This is a genomic window from Nocardia sp. NBC_00416 (assembly GCF_036032445.1).
In the GTDB taxonomy this organism is placed as follows: Bacteria; Actinomycetota; Actinomycetes; order Mycobacteriales; family Mycobacteriaceae; genus Nocardia.
The window spans coordinates 7,197,971-7,212,095 of sequence record NZ_CP107932.1 but is presented as its reverse complement, the minus strand read 5'-3'; the positions used below and the strand labels follow the sequence as shown (position 1 = coordinate 7,212,095).

The following is a 14,125-nucleotide window of genomic DNA, read 5'->3' as shown; positions in this document are numbered from 1 at the left end:
GCCCACCTGCCCACCGCGCCACCTCAGGACCCCGACCGAGAACCGTATGCCCGCAGACCCGCCGAGCTTCCGCCGCAATCCGCGCGTCACTCCGGTCCGCAGCACCTACCGGCTACAGCTGCGACCGGACGGCCTCACCTTCATCCAGGCCGCGGCCATCGCGGAATACCTTCAACAACTGGGTGTTTCGCATATCTACCTGTCCCCGGTCATGGCCGCCGCGCGCGGCTCCACCCACGGATACGACGTCATCGACCCCACCACTGTCTCCCCCGCGCTGGGGGGACCGGTCGGACTCAAGAACCTCTCCGACGAAGTACACGACCGCGGTATGGGGCTGATCATGGATCTGGTGCCCAACCATGTCGGGGTCGCGGATCCGCAGCAGAACATGTGGTGGTGGCATGTGCTGCAGTACGGCCGCAAATCCCAGTTCGCCTCGTTCTTCGATATCGACTGGAGTCCCGGCAACGGCGTGGGCGGACGCCTGGCGCTTCCGGTGCTGCGCGGCGCGAACGATCCGGCCGCCCTCACTGTCGACCGGACCGGCCCCGAACCGCTGCTGGCCCTGCACGAACTCCGTTTCCCGATCGCCCCCGGCACCGACGGCGACAACGCGCTGCGGATCCACGATAAGCAGCACTATCGGCTGGTCAGCTGGAAATCGGGGATCTGCGGATACCGGCGGTACTGCTCCATCAGCGGACTGGCCGCGCTGCGCCAGGAGGACCCGCAGGTATTCGAGGCGACCCACCGGGAACTGGCCGCCTGGTGCGAACACGATCTGATCGACGGCGTCCGCGTCGACCACCCGGACGGACTCGCCGATCCGGCCGAATACCTCCAGCGGTTGCGCACCCTGATCGGACCCAATCGGCTGCTGCTGGTGGAGAAGACCCTGGCCAACCGGGAACCTCTCGACCCCACGCTGCCGATCGACGGCACCACCGGCTACGACGGTGTCGCGGATTTCGGCGGCGTCCTGCTCGAACCCGCGGGGGAACCGATCCTCACCGAACTGTCCCGCCACATCACCGGCCACGGCAGTGACCGCGTCTGGGTCGGGGAGAAGGAGCACCGCATCAAACGCGCGGTGGCCGAGAGCATCCTCGTCCCGGAGATGCGGCGACTGGTGACCGCGATCAAAGCCGACGCGGGCGCCGACGATTTCGACACCATGGCCCTCAGCAACGCCACCATCGAGGTGCTGTCGTTCCTGCCCGTCGCGCGCGCCGACTACACCCCGCTGGCCGGCATGATCAGCGCGGTGGTCGCCGAGGTGGAGAAACGCAATGCCGAGCTGCGGGTGCCGTTGGCCATCCTGATCATGGCGTTGACCGCCGGCGGTACCGCGTGGACCCGGTTCCATCAGGTGAGCAACGCGATCGGCGCGAAAGCCGTGGAGGACATCCTGTTCTATCGCGCCGTGCGACTGGTGTCGCTCCAGGAGATCGGCGGCAATCCGGCCAGGTTCGGGCGCACCGTCAACGAATTCCATCTCGCCAACGCTTCGCGCGCGCGGCGCTGGCCCGCGTCGATGACCACCCTTTCCACGCACGACACCAAACGCGGGGAAGATGTGCGGGCGCGGATCGGCGTGCTGTCGCAGGTACCGCGAATGTGGGCGCGGGCGGTGACCCTGTGGCTGGAGAAGCTCCCGGCGCCGGACGGGGCGACGGCACTGTTCCTGCTGCAGAACATGTTCGGAATGTGGCCGGCCGACGGCCGCCCCGCCCCCTCGGTGCCCGGGCTGCGCGACCGGGTGCACCGCTTCGCCGAGAAGGCGATGCGCGAATCCGGGGAGCACACCTCCTGGGAGGAACCCGATACCGAATTCGAGAACGCGGTGCACTCCTGGCTCGATCAAGTGATCGACGGTCCGGTCGGCCGCCAGCTCACCGATCTCGCGCACGATCTCGCGCCGCATGCCTGGTCGGATTCGCTGGCGCAGAAGCTGCTGCAGCTGTGCGCACCGGGCATACCGGATATCTATCAGGGCTGCGAGGTCTGGGAGGATTCACTGGTCGATCCGGACAATCGGCGGCCGGTGGATTTCGGGTCCCGGTCCGGGATGCTGCACACCCTCACCACCACTCCGCCACTGGACATCACGGGCGCGGCGAAGATGTGGCTGGTGGCCTACGCGCTGTGGTTGCGCCGCGAACGCCCGGAGTGCTTCGTCGGCGGTACCTATACCCCGGTGTTCGGGCACGGCGAGCACGCCGACAAACTGGTGGCCTTCGCGCGGGGCCGGGTCGGCGGCGAGCCCGAGATCATCGTGGCGGTCACCCGGCACAGTGTCGCGATCGGTGAAACCGGCTGGGGCGATACCTATATCGAGCTCTCCGGCGGGTCCTGGACCGACCGGCTCACCGGTCACACGTTCCAGAACCGCGCCCGCACGGAGAAATTGTTCGCCCGGCTTCCGGTCGCGCTACTGGTCCGCTGACCCGCCGGGCTCGCGGGCGCGGCCGGTCAGGACCCGGTGGTCGCGGCGGCGATACGCGGGAACGGGGCCTGCGCTTCCAGGAGGAAGCCGAGCTCGAGCAGCGTCCGCTCGCCCCCGTAGGCGCCGCTGAGCATGACTCCCACCGGCAAGCCCGTCTCGGTGAGCCCGGCCGGAACCGCGATCGACGGCGAACCCGTCACATTGTTGATCGGGGTATAGCCCACGAAATTCGTGACCCGCTCGATCAATTCGTCATAGGGCACGCCCGGTCGCAGGTAGCCGAGCTCGGGTGTGGCGTGGGTGAGCACCGGCGACAGGATGGCGTCGTAGCGGGTGAGCACCGTGTCGTAATCGGCGCGGGCCTTGTTCAGCCGGTACAGCGCGCCCGGGGTGCTGAGCAGGCGTCGACGGAAGGAGGCGGCGAGCCCCTTGGTGAAGGCATCGAGGCGGGCGGCGTCGAACGAGCGCCCGTGGCTCAGCTTCCCGGTGACCCCCGACATCTGCGCCAGGAAGCCCCAGTACTGGAGGAAGTCCTCGACCAGTCGCGGGGCCACCGGGGAGTCCATCGGTTCGATGGTGTGGCCCGCACTCTCCAGAATCGCCGCGGTGGCGGTGACCGCCGCGAGGGTCGCGGCGTCGGGTTGCCGCCCGTTGGCCGAGGTGGTGAGCAACCCGATGCGGAGGGTGCGCGCGGAGGGGCCTTCCACCGTGCCGATGGGCGGGAGTTTCGGGTTGCGCCAATACTTCTCGGCGGCGGCGTGATACACCGCCTGGTCCCGGACCGAACGGGACAGCACGCCCTCGGAGACGAGTTTGATCGGCAACTGCCGCGCCTGCGCATTGTCCAGATGCCGGAAGCGGCTGGGTTTCAACGACACCAGGCCGGCGCAGGCCGCCGGAATCCGCAGCGATCCGCCGCCGTCGTTGCCGTGCGCGACCGGAACCACGCCGGCCGCGACCATGGCGGCCGACCCACCCGACGAACCGCCGACAGTGCGTCCGGTGTCCCACGGGTTGCGGGTGGGTTCGCCGGTCTCGAATTCGGTGCTCGAGATGAAGCCGAATTCGGGCAGTGTGGTCTTTCCGAGCACGGTGACCCCGGTGCTCAGCAGTTGCGCGGTGAACCGGTCGTCCGCGGCGGCCGGATGCGGGGTGATCGCCGCGCTGCCGAAGCGGCTGGGCATCCCCGCCACATCGGCGTTGTCCTTGACGAAGGCCGGCACCCCGAACCACACGCCGGAGGAGTCCGGCTCCGCGTACCGCGGCCGTGGGGAGCGGTAGGCGATCGCGTTCAGCCGCGGATTCACCGCTTCCGCGCGGGCCAGCGCGGCCTCGGCCACTTCCTCCGGGCTCGCCGCACCGGTGCGGATCAGCGCCGCCAGTGCCACCGCGTCGTGTTCGCCCAGCGCGTCGTCGGTGAAGGCATGTACTCGATCGGTCATGAATCGGCTCGCATACCTCGGGGACCCGGACGCTCGCCCCGGGGCCAAATGGACAAGTGTTCAACTCGGCCCAGGGTAGTACGGAGAGGATCTCGACGGAACTGTTCGCCACCCCGCGGCGAACGCCTAGTGGACCGTGCGCCACCACCCGAGGGCCCACAGCGCAGTGCCGACGGCGGCCCCCAGCAACACCCCGACCTGCGCCGAACCCAGGACGAGCGTCGGCACGAGGAAGATGAGCAGCCCGGCGACCAGCGCCTCCAGCTTGTACACCGGCCAGCGTGACCCCGCGATATCGACCGCCGCCCCGCCGTGAACGGCGACGCGCGTGTCGACGAGATGGGATGCGGTCATCTGTTCAGGCTACCCGTGGACCCGGTCTTCGGTCCATCGAACTTTTGTCTTCCCGGACACATATATCAACGGTCGGGATGCCCGAACGGGCTCGGCCTCCGGGCCGGAGACCAGCACCGAGAGTCGCGCCGGGAACACGACTCGCGCCCGAGACGTTCCCCCGGACATGCCATTGACAGGAGAATACGCACCGTCCACGTCCGACTGGGCCCGGGAACAGGCCGAGAAGATCGAGAACTCCGGCGGAACCGAAGGCACCACCATGCAGGGCATGGCGGTCATCGTGCTGACCACGGTCGGGAACAAATCCGGCAAACTCCGCAAGACCGCGCTCATGCGGGTCGAGCACGACGGCGAATACGCGGTCGTCGCCTCGCTGGGCGGCGCGCCGAAGCATCCCGTCTGGTACCACAACGTGGTCGCCGAACCCCATGTGGAACTGCAGGACGGCACGGTCACCAAGGACTACACCGCGCGTGAGGTCTTCGGCGAGGAGAAGGCCCTGTGGTGGGAACGCTCGGTCGCCGCCTACCCGCCCTACGCCGACTACCAGACCAAGACGGACCGCCAGATCCCGGTCTTCGTACTCACTCCGCGCTGACCGATCCGGCCACTGCGGACCACACCGCCGAAATGAACGAAAACGCAGGACAGGGCCACCCGCCGCATACTCGGGCAGCGGCGGGTGGCAGCATGGAGCGGGTGTCCGATGTGCTCACTCACCTGCCAGAAGCCCGTCCTGCGCTGACCGCGGACGAGATCGACGCCGCAGCCAAACGCATCTCCGACATCATCGAACCCACTCCCCTGCAACTATGCCCGCGCCTGTCCCAGTTGACCGGCGCCCAGGTGTACCTCAAACGTGAGGACCTCACCGTCGTGCGCTCCTACAAGCTGCGCGGCGCCTACAACCTCGTGGTGCAGCTCAGCGAGTCCGAACGCGCGGCCGGGGTGGTCACCGCGAGCGCGGGCAACCACGCCCAGGGAGTGGCGTTCGCCTGCCGGGCCATGGGGATCACCGGCCGGATCTATGTCCCCACCACCACCCCCAAGCAGAAGCGCGACCGCATCCGGGTGCACGGCGGCGAGTTCGTGGAGCTGATCGCGGTCGGGGAAACCTTCGACGCCGCCGCCGCGGCCGCGGCCGATGATGTCCGCCGCTCCGGCGCCACCATGGTGCCCCCGTTCGACGACACCCGCACCGCCGCGGGCCAGGGGACCATCGCGGCCGAGATCCTCGAGCAGCTCGGGGCCGCGCCGGACCTGATGATCGTTCCGGTAGGAGGCGGCGGCTGCCTCGCCGGAATCGGCACCTACCTGCGTGAACGCGCTCCGGAGACCGGAATCCTCGGCGTCGAGCCGAGCGGTGCCGCCTCGATGACCGCCGCGCTGGTCGCGGGCGCGCCGGTCACCCTGCCCGAGGTCGACCCGTTCGTGGACGGCGCCGCTGTGCGCCGGATCGGGCAGGTTCCCTACGATGCGGTGGCCGGTTTCGGCGGCCGAGTGGTCTCGCACGGTTCGCTGCCGCTGCTCATCTCCACCGAATCTCCCGGCAGTGCGGGCTCTTTCCGGCTGCTGCGCGTCGATGAGGGCGCGGTGTGCACCGCCATGCTCGATCTCTATCAGAACGAGGGGATCATCGCCGAGCCCGCCGGCGCGCTCGCGGTGACCGCACTGCTGGAGACCGCGCCGGAACCCGGTTCGACCGTCGTATGCCTGGTCTCCGGCGGGAACAACGATGTCTCGCGCTACGGCGAGGTGATCGAACGCTCGCTGGTGCACCAGGGACTCAAACACTATTTCCTGGTGGACTTCCCCCAGGAACCCGGCGCGCTGCGCCGGTTCCTGGACGAGGTACTCGGCCCCGACGACGACATCACCCTGTTCGAATACGTCAAGCGCAACAACCGGGAGACCGGCTCCGCGCTGGTCGGCATCGAACTGGGCGAGCGCAACGGGCTGCCACCGCTGCTGGACCGGATCGCCCGGTCCCCCATCCAGTGCGAGCAACTCGAGCCCGGCTCCCCCGCCTACCGCTATCTGACCTGATCGATCAGGCCGCGGCCTCGCGCGGGGCGCCGCGGCCGATCCGGTCGGCCGACCGGGCCCCGGCGAGGACCAGCGGCAGCAACCAGGCGAACGCGGGCTGGTCGACGGCCAGCGTTTCGAGCGCGAGCCGGTTGTGCACGAAACCGAGGGACAGGCCGCTGTCGGGGTCCGCCCAGCCGAATGATCCGCCCAGGCCGATATGACCGAACCCGCGGGGCGCGCCGACGGTGGGCATGGCGTGGTAACCCAGATGCCACAGGGGGCCCATGTAGAGGAAGAGCCCGGTATCGGGCCGGTACCGTTCGATCCGGCGGATTGCCTGCACGGCGGCGCCCGACAGGTACCGCTTGCCACCGGCGAGGCCGTCGCAGGCCAGCGGTTCGTACACGGCGGCCAGACCGTTGGCGGTGCACACACCGTTGGCGGCCGGCATCTCGCTGTCCAGCACCGGCGGGTTCGGGCCGCTGAGAATCGCCTCGGCGCCGGGGATGAACAGTGAGCGACTGCTGACGCCGAGCGCGCCGGGGATGCTCTGCAGCAGGGTGACCAGCCGGGATCCGCGCGGGGTTCCGGCGAACGAGAATCCGGTGCCGAAGCTTTCGGCGGCCATGGTGACCGAGCCCGCGGGTGGGCGGCCCAGATGGACGCCGTCGGTGCCCAACGGGATGGCGACCTCCCGCAGGAACAGCTCCTTCATGCTCAGCCCGGTGACCGCTCGCGTAAGACCCGCGAGCAGCCAGCCGAAGGTCATCGCGTGGTAGGCCGGAACGCCCAGCAGGCGGTCGGGAGTGGCGGCGGCCAGGCGTTCGGCCATGAGTTCGTGGTCGAGCAGTTCGGACCCGTGGGCCGCGAGGGTCCCGACGCCGGACAGCCCCGCCGAATGGGTGAGCACCTGCCGGACGGTGATCCGGTCCTTGTTGTTGCAGCCGAATTCCGGCCAGTACTCGCAGACCGGCGCGTCGTAGTCGATGAGGCCGCGGTCGGCGAGCCGGTGCACGACCGTGGAAGCGATCCCCTTGGTCGCGGAGAAGACCACCGCGCCGGTATCGCGGGTCCACGGGCGGCCCGGTGCGGACTCCCCTGTCCAGATATCGAGTATCGGCTCCCCGTGCCGGTATATCGCCAGCGCCGCCCCCACACCCTTCCGGCCACCGTAGACCCGGGTGAAGGCGGACGTCAGCCGCCGGAATTCTGCTCCGGCGTTGCCGGAATAAGCGACGCTGCCCATCCTTACACAGTAAGGTCATCCGATCTTCTCGGCAACGGCCGTCCCGGACAGGGCGCGAACGTGCAGGCCCGTGACGGTCCGGTGTGGACCGCGCCGGCGCCACCCGAATGTAATCGGACGGGTCGGTGCGCCGCCGGAGAAATCGATAAGGAATACCTTTCCGTGGGCCGCGCCGGAATCCGTGCGGCCAGGAAACGAAATGGTAAAGAATTCTCCGGCCCTGTGCACGGCAGGAAGAATTCACCGGCGCCGAACAGTCCCGATCCCGCAACCCGCCGGCCGCGAGACGCCCGCCGAACCGGACTCGACCGCACGGATATCGCCCGGTGGCAGCCGGTATCGGAGTCGGCCCGTCAGTTCCGGCGCCGCGCGGCGCCCGCCTTGTGGGTACGCGACGGCGATACCCACGCCCGGCAATATCGACGACACTGGATAAACATCGGGAAGCCGACTTTCTCGGGCCGAATAACCTCCGTCGATATAGTGGCCCCATGACCTCCTTGGAACCGCCGGTCGTGCGGGACCAGGTGCGCGGCGACGCGCTCCCGGTCGCCGACGCGACCGTCTACGCAGGCTGGTTTTCCTGCCTGGCCGACCCGACACGGGTCCGGTTACTGCACCAGGTCGCCACGAGCCCCGCCGGAATCCACATCGGCGAGATCGCCGAAGCACTCGGTATCGGTCAGCCGACCGTCTCCCATCACGTCCGCAAGCTCACCGACGCCGGGTTCGTGACAGTGCACAAAGAGGGCACCGCCACCCTCGTCATGGTCAACCCACACCGCTGCACCGAACTCCCGCACACCGCCGACGCGGTCATGGGCATCCTCACTCCCCAGCCGCCCTGCCCCGACGACTTCCCCCGCGACATCACGGTCCGCGCGATGACCGACGCCGATTGGGACCCGGTCCGGACCATCTACGCCGAGCGCGGCACCGCCTATCCCGCGGTCTTCGCCGCGGACGCGCCCGACCGGCACACCCTGGACCACCAGTGGCTGCCCGACCACCGCTGGGTGGCCGAGATCGACGGCCGGATCGTCGGCTGGGCGGCCCTGACCCCGGTATCGGGCCACGAGTTCTACCGCGATATCGCCGACAGCTGCGTCATGGTCGCCGATGAGCAGGAAGGCCGCGGCGTCGGCACCGCACTGCTGCGGCAGCAGGTCGTCGCCGCCGAGAAGGCCGGACTGCGGGCCCTGCAGACGACGGTGTTCCCGGAGGACCGGATCAGTGTCTCGCTACATCACGCGGCGGGCTTCCGCACCGTCGGCATCCGCGAGCGGATCGGCCGGTTCGAGGGCCGCTGGCGCGACGCCGTCCTGCTGGAGCGCCGCAGCCCGCTGAACTGACCGGCCCGGCGCACCCGGGCGGTGGCCGCCTACGCACCACCGCGAACCGGCCGCAGGATCACCTTCAACCACATCGTCGACAGCCCGCACAGCACGCACAGCACCGCGACCCCCGCGGCCGACCAATCGGCCACGGACATCCCCGCGAGACCCGCGTCGCCGTAGCGAGCCAGCGGATAGATCCCTACCATCAGCATCGCCACGGTCCCGAACAGGGAGACCAGGGACGTGGGCAGCCAGCGCATACGGCGGAAGGGACGCACCGCCGCGTCCGGCGCGGCGCCGGAGAACACCTGCCGGACCCGCGCCCACGCGACACAGTTCAGCAGCAGTACCGCGAGGTCGAGCAGCAGGGCACCTATCGCGACCGTGAGCACCACACCCGGCGTCGCGGACGGCGACCGGCGCAGCGGCAGCAGTCCGGCCGTCGACACGAACACGGCCAGCACGAGCCCGGCCCCGGTGAGCACCGCCCACACCACCGTCCATTTCCACCGGGACGTGGCCAGCGCCACCGTGGTGGCGCGTTCTTCCGGTGTGCACGCGTCGTACCAGCCGGGCGCGCCGGCGGAGATCTTCATACGCCCCCTGTACCGGGTCGATCCAGCGATAACCGGCACGCGCGGCCCGGTCCACCGGCCTCCCGCCGGTGGACCGACTCTATCCGTCCGCATCGGCCCGAACCACGGGTTCCGCGGCGACCGATCGACGGGCGAGGGGAGGTTGCGCCCAGGACGACGAAGTACGGCCCGGGCAGCGACCCGTTCACCCCGCCGCGCGATCATTGACGCGTGGAGCAACAACGGGCGGCGCGCAGCACCGAAGAGGTGGTCGGGCTGGTCGCGCAGACATTCCTGCGTGACCGGGCCCAGTTCATCGACGAGCTGTCGAGCCTGATGCGAACCCAGGTGCCGGCGCTGGACCGTGATCCGCGGCTACGCGAACTGATGGAAGCGGGCACTACCGACAATTTGATGGAGGCACTGCAGTTCCTGCAGAACGAAGCGACGGAGGACGACGTCCGGGCTCCGGAGCGCGCACTCGTGTACGCCCGGATCCTCGCCCAGCGCGATGTTCCCGCCTCCGCGCTGATCCGGGCCTACCGCGTCGGGCAGGCCGGATTCCTGGACACCGCCATGCGGTACGCGATCGAATTCGGCGGCCCGGTCAGCACACCGGCGATCGTCCATATCGTCAACCGCACCTCGGTGTACATCGACCAGGTCTGTGAGCAGGTCGGGGTCGCCTACGAACAGGAACGCGACCGCTGGGTCGGCAATCGGGGCGGCTTGCGGCAACAGTGGGTGACCCGGGTGCTCAACGGCACGGCCACCGATGCCGACGCCGCGGAGCAGGTCCTGCAGTACCCGCTCACGCGCGGCCATCTCGCGGTCTACGCCTGGACCGATCCGCATATCGATCCCGCCACCGCCGTCGAGGTTTTCGACCACCTCCGAATGGCGCTGGCCGGCGTTTTCGACCGCGCGCAGGGGACCCTCATGGTGCCGGTGGACGAACACGAGGCCCGATTGTGGTTCGCCCTGCCACATGAGGCCGCCGTCGACAGCGCGGCAGTCGAACGGCTGCTGTCGGAACGGGGGCTACCGGTGCGGGCGGTCTTCAGCGGCTACGGCACCGGGATCGCGGGTTTCCGGCGAACGGCCGGTCAGGCCGACCGGGCGCGCCGGCTCGCGCTGCTCGGCGGCGAGCACATGGCACGCGTGCTGTCCTATCCCGACGTGGCAGCCGTCGCCCTGCTGGCGGGTGATATCGATACGCTGCGCGAGTTCGTCGCCGACCAGCTGGGCGAACTGGCGGCGGACAACGAACGCAATCTCTGGCTGCGCGAGACACTGCGGGTGTTCCTCGCCGGAAATCGGAGTTACGCCGCCGCGGCGACCCGCCTGGCAGTCCATCGCAATACGGTCCAATACCGGGTCCGGCAGGCACTGAACCTGATCGGCGCGAATCCCGAGACCCACGGCGCGGATCTGTATCCGCGGCTCGCGTTGCAGGCCACCCAGTTGCTCGGCGCCGCGGTGCTGCGACCGGAGGCGCCGCACCGCTGAAACGCCCGACCGGCCCGCCGTCCCGGCGTGACCTGGGCGACTGTGCTCTCCGCACAAATGTCGCCGGAGCTTTCATGCCGCCGGAATATGGCCCGCCCGAGACAGTACGTCGTACAGTTCCGGTATCCCCGAAACCGGCTCCCACCCGTGGGAACTACTGCCGGATATGCCGTCGGCGGACCCAACCGGGTTACACCGCGGATCGAAACCACTTGTCGTGCAAGCGTTTCGCGCTGCCCGCTGCCCTTGTCAGGAGCCTCCTGTGTCCTCCATTCAGACCGTCCGCGGCGCCGCCGATACCGCCGACCTCGGTGTCACGCTCATGCACGAGCACGTCTTCGTACTCAGTTCCGATGTGCAACAGAACTATTCCGCGGAATGGGGTTCGGAGGACGAGCGGGTGGACGACGCGGTACGACAGCTGACCGCCGCCTACGACGCGGGTGTGCGCACCATCGTGGATCCCACCGTGGTGGGCCTGGGCCGCTACATCCCCCGGATCGCGCAGATCGCGCAACGGATTCCGCTCCGCCTGATCGTGGCCACCGGCCTGTACACCTACGATGATCTGCCGTTCTACTTCCACTATCGCGGCCCGGCGCTCGACGCGATGCTCGGCACCCAGGTCCCCGATCCGCTGGTCGACATGTTCGTCTCCGATATCCGGGACGGTATCGGCGACACCGAGGTCAAGGCGGGGATGCTCAAATGCGCCATCGACACTCAGGGTCTGACACCCGGGGTGGAACGGGTGATGCGGGCCGTGGCCCGGGCCCACCACGAAACCGGTGTACCGATCACGGTGCACACCCATCCCGAGTCGGGCTCCGGCTTCGAGGTCAAGCGGGTGCTGTGCGACGAAGAGGGGATCGATCCGCGCCGGATCGTGCTGGGGCACAGCGGCGACACCACCGACCTCGACTATCTGACCGCGCTCGCCGACGCCGGTTTCGTGCTCGGGATGGACCGGTTCGGCATCAATCTCGAGACCACCTTCGAAGCGCGCGCCGATACGCTCATCGAGATGGTGCGCCGCGGATACGCCGACCGGATGGTGCTCTCCCAGGACGCCAACTGCTATATCGACTGGATGGCGCCGTCCCTGCGGGCGGCCGTACTGCCGCAGTGGCACTACACGCACCTGTTCGACGATGTTCTGCCCTATGTGCTCGACCGCGGTATCGAGCAGAAGCAGATCGACACGATGCTCGTCGAGGTACCGCGCGCGTTCTTCGAAGCGGGGTGAGACGGCTCGCGGGTACCCGGACACACCGCGTACCCGCGCCGCCGTGGGCGGAGCCGGGGGCCGGGCGCAACTTCGCGACCCCTCCGGCCGGGCGCGGTCTGCGGACGGCCCCGCCGTCCGCACCTATTAGGGTTGTCGATCATGGCTGGTCTGCCCCCACCGCGTTCCCGTGCGCTACTCGCCGCGATCCTGCTCGCGGTCGCCCTGCTGGCGGCGGCGTGCGGAGGTGGCGGCGGTGATACCGCCGCCCGTGACCTGTGCGCGCCGCCCGGCCCGGCAGCGGCCTCTGCCGCGCCGGAGAACCTGACCGCCCCGGGCGCCGGGACCGAGGACCGGTTCACCACCGATTCCACCATCGCCGTGCGATCGGTCGACGTATCCCGGCTCGGCCTCGCGCAGCCCGGGGTGCTGAGTGTGGGCACGCTGTCGGACGCCCCGCCCAGCATCTGCGTGAACTCCGCCGGCGCGTTCACCGGATTCGACAACGAACTCCTGCGGGCGGTAGCCGCGAAGATCGGCTTGCGGGTCGAATTCTCCGGAACCGAGTTCGCGGGCCTGCTGGCCCAGGTCGCGGGCGGGCGCTTCGACGCCGGCTCGTCCAACATCACCACCACCGATGCCCGACGCCAGATGGTCGGCTTCACCAACGGCTACGATTTCGGCTACTTCTCGCTGGTCGTCAAGGACGGCAGCCCGGTACACGGATTCGACGATCTGGGCCCGGGCTCCCGGATCGCGGTGGTACAGGGCACGGTCCAGGACGAATATGTGGTGAACGAACTGGGCCTGGACCCGGTGAAGTTCCCCGACTACAACACCGCCTACGCGAATGTGAAGACCGGTCAGGTGGACGCCTGGGTCGCGCCGTCGGCACAGGCCGAAGGGGCCATCGCCCCCGGTGACGGCACCTCGGTGGTGCAGAACTCGTTCAGCCTGGACAACTTCGCCGCCTGGGCGGTGGCGAAGAACAATCGGCCGCTGATCGACGCGCTCAACGCCGGATTGGACGCGGTGATCGCCGACGGCACCTACGCCCGCCTCTACAGCGACTGGGTGCCCCGGGAACCACCGCCGGGCTGGAAACCCGGGTCGAAAGCCGCGCCCGCCCCGCAGTTCCCGGATTTCGCCGCGCTCGCGGCCGAGAACGCACCCCAGGAGCAGACGCAACAGGCGCCCAAATCGACCCTGCAACAGTTGCGCGACACCTTCTTCGACTGGTCGCTGTACCGGCAGGCCTTCCCGGACCTGTTCAAGACGGGCCTGCCCAACACGGTGATCCTCGCCCTGGTCTCCGGCGTGCTGGGCACCGTGATCGGCATGCTGCTCGCGGTGGCCGGAATCTCGCGGACCCGCTGGCTGCGCTGGCCGGCCCGGGTGTACACCGATATCTTCCGGGGCCTGCCCGCGGTGGTCATCATCCTGCTCATCGGGCTGGGCATCGGACCGGTGGTCAGCGGTATCACCGGAAACAACCCGTACTGGCTCGGCGCGGTGGCGCTGGCACTGCTGGCCTCGGCGTATATCGGCGAGATCTTCCGCTCCGGTATCCAGTCGGTGGAGCCGGGTCAGCTGGAGGCCGCCCGCGCGATCGGTTTCGGGTACCGGCAGGCGATGACGCTGGTGGTGATCCCGCAGGGCGTACGGCGGGTGCTGCCAGCGCTGATGAACCAGTTCATCGCGTTGATCAAGGATTCCTCCCTGATCTATTTCCTCGGCCTGCTGGCCACCCAGCGCGAACTGTTCGCGGTCGGCCGTGATCTCAACGCCCAGACCGGCAACCTCTCCCCGCTGGTGGCGGCCGGGCTGGTCTATCTGCTGCTGACCATCCCGCTCACCCATCTGGTGAACTATGTCGATCAGCGGATGCGCACCGGCCGGCCCGATCAGCCGATCGACCCGGTCGAGCAGTCCACCATCACCGAAGGCCGGGGGTAAC

The 14,125-nt window shown here is 69.0% G+C and carries 11 protein-coding genes; 7 read left to right on the top strand and 4 right to left on the bottom strand.

Annotation, left to right across the window (positions count from 1 at the left end):
• The first annotated feature begins 46 nt into the window (after nucleotides 1-46).
• Nucleotides 47-2,449 (top strand): malto-oligosyltrehalose synthase, encoded by a 2,403-nt coding sequence (treY, locus tag OG804_RS31405; RefSeq protein WP_328392249.1) that lies wholly within the window; start codon nucleotides 47-49, stop codon nucleotides 2,447-2,449.
• A 26-nt stretch (nucleotides 2,450-2,475) separates the two neighbouring features.
• Here treY and OG804_RS31400 read toward each other — a convergent pair whose 3' ends face one another.
• Complete coding sequence (locus OG804_RS31400) at nucleotides 2,476-3,891, bottom strand: amidase (RefSeq protein WP_328392248.1); 1,416 nt, start codon at nucleotides 3,889-3,891, stop codon at nucleotides 2,476-2,478.
• A 126-nt stretch (nucleotides 3,892-4,017) separates the two neighbouring features.
• Nucleotides 4,018-4,245, bottom strand: coding sequence for a hypothetical protein (locus OG804_RS31395; protein ID WP_328392247.1), 228 nt, complete (start codon nucleotides 4,243-4,245; stop codon nucleotides 4,018-4,020).
• Between the two features lie 166 nt (nucleotides 4,246-4,411).
• Between OG804_RS31395 and OG804_RS31390 the strand changes: the two genes are divergently transcribed.
• Together OG804_RS31390 and ilvA are read left to right on the top strand one after the other, a co-directional pair.
• A complete protein-coding gene (locus OG804_RS31390; protein ID WP_328392246.1) occupies nucleotides 4,412-4,846 on the top strand; it encodes a nitroreductase family deazaflavin-dependent oxidoreductase in 435 nt (144 codons plus the stop codon).
• 92 nt (nucleotides 4,847-4,938) lie between these two features.
• On the top strand, nucleotides 4,939-6,294 hold the full coding sequence (ilvA, locus tag OG804_RS31385) for a threonine ammonia-lyase IlvA (protein WP_328398873.1): 1,356 nt from the start codon (nucleotides 4,939-4,941) through the stop codon (nucleotides 6,292-6,294).
• Nucleotides 6,295-6,298: 4 nt separating this feature from the next.
• On the opposite strand, the gene OG804_RS31380 is transcribed toward ilvA, so the two are convergent.
• The gene (locus OG804_RS31380) at nucleotides 6,299-7,522 is read right to left on the bottom strand and encodes a serine hydrolase domain-containing protein (protein ID WP_328392245.1); all 1,224 of its coding nucleotides are present in this window, start codon (nucleotides 7,520-7,522) and stop codon (nucleotides 6,299-6,301) included.
• Nucleotides 7,523-8,013: 491 nt separating this feature from the next.
• Between OG804_RS31380 and OG804_RS31375 the strand changes: the two genes are divergently transcribed.
• Nucleotides 8,014-8,874: a helix-turn-helix domain-containing GNAT family N-acetyltransferase gene (locus OG804_RS31375; RefSeq protein WP_328392244.1), complete on the top strand. Its 861-nt coding sequence runs from the start codon at nucleotides 8,014-8,016 to the stop codon at nucleotides 8,872-8,874.
• 29 nt (nucleotides 8,875-8,903) lie between these two features.
• Here OG804_RS31375 and OG804_RS31370 read toward each other — a convergent pair whose 3' ends face one another.
• Nucleotides 8,904-9,455 carry a hypothetical protein gene (locus OG804_RS31370; RefSeq protein WP_328392243.1) on the bottom strand — a complete coding sequence of 184 codons (552 nt, stop codon included), beginning with the start codon at nucleotides 9,453-9,455 and terminating at the stop codon, nucleotides 8,904-8,906.
• 210 nt (nucleotides 9,456-9,665) lie between these two features.
• Here OG804_RS31370 and OG804_RS31365 point away from each other — a divergent pair, with 210 nt between their 5' ends.
• The 3 genes from OG804_RS31365 to OG804_RS31355 all read left to right on the top strand — a co-directional run bounded on the left by OG804_RS31365 (nucleotide 9,666) and on the right by OG804_RS31355 (nucleotide 14,124).
• On the top strand, nucleotides 9,666-10,943 hold the full coding sequence (locus OG804_RS31365; RefSeq protein ID WP_328392242.1) for a PucR family transcriptional regulator: 1,278 nt from the start codon (nucleotides 9,666-9,668) through the stop codon (nucleotides 10,941-10,943).
• Nucleotides 10,944-11,205: 262 nt separating this feature from the next.
• Nucleotides 11,206-12,189 (top strand): phosphotriesterase family protein, encoded by a 984-nt coding sequence (locus tag OG804_RS31360; protein ID WP_328392241.1) that lies wholly within the window; start codon nucleotides 11,206-11,208, stop codon nucleotides 12,187-12,189.
• 141 nt (nucleotides 12,190-12,330) lie between these two features.
• Nucleotides 12,331-14,124, top strand: a complete 1,794-nt coding sequence (locus OG804_RS31355; RefSeq protein ID WP_328392240.1) for an ABC transporter substrate-binding protein/permease — start codon at nucleotides 12,331-12,333, stop codon at nucleotides 14,122-14,124.
• Nucleotide 14,125: the final 1 nt, after the last annotated feature.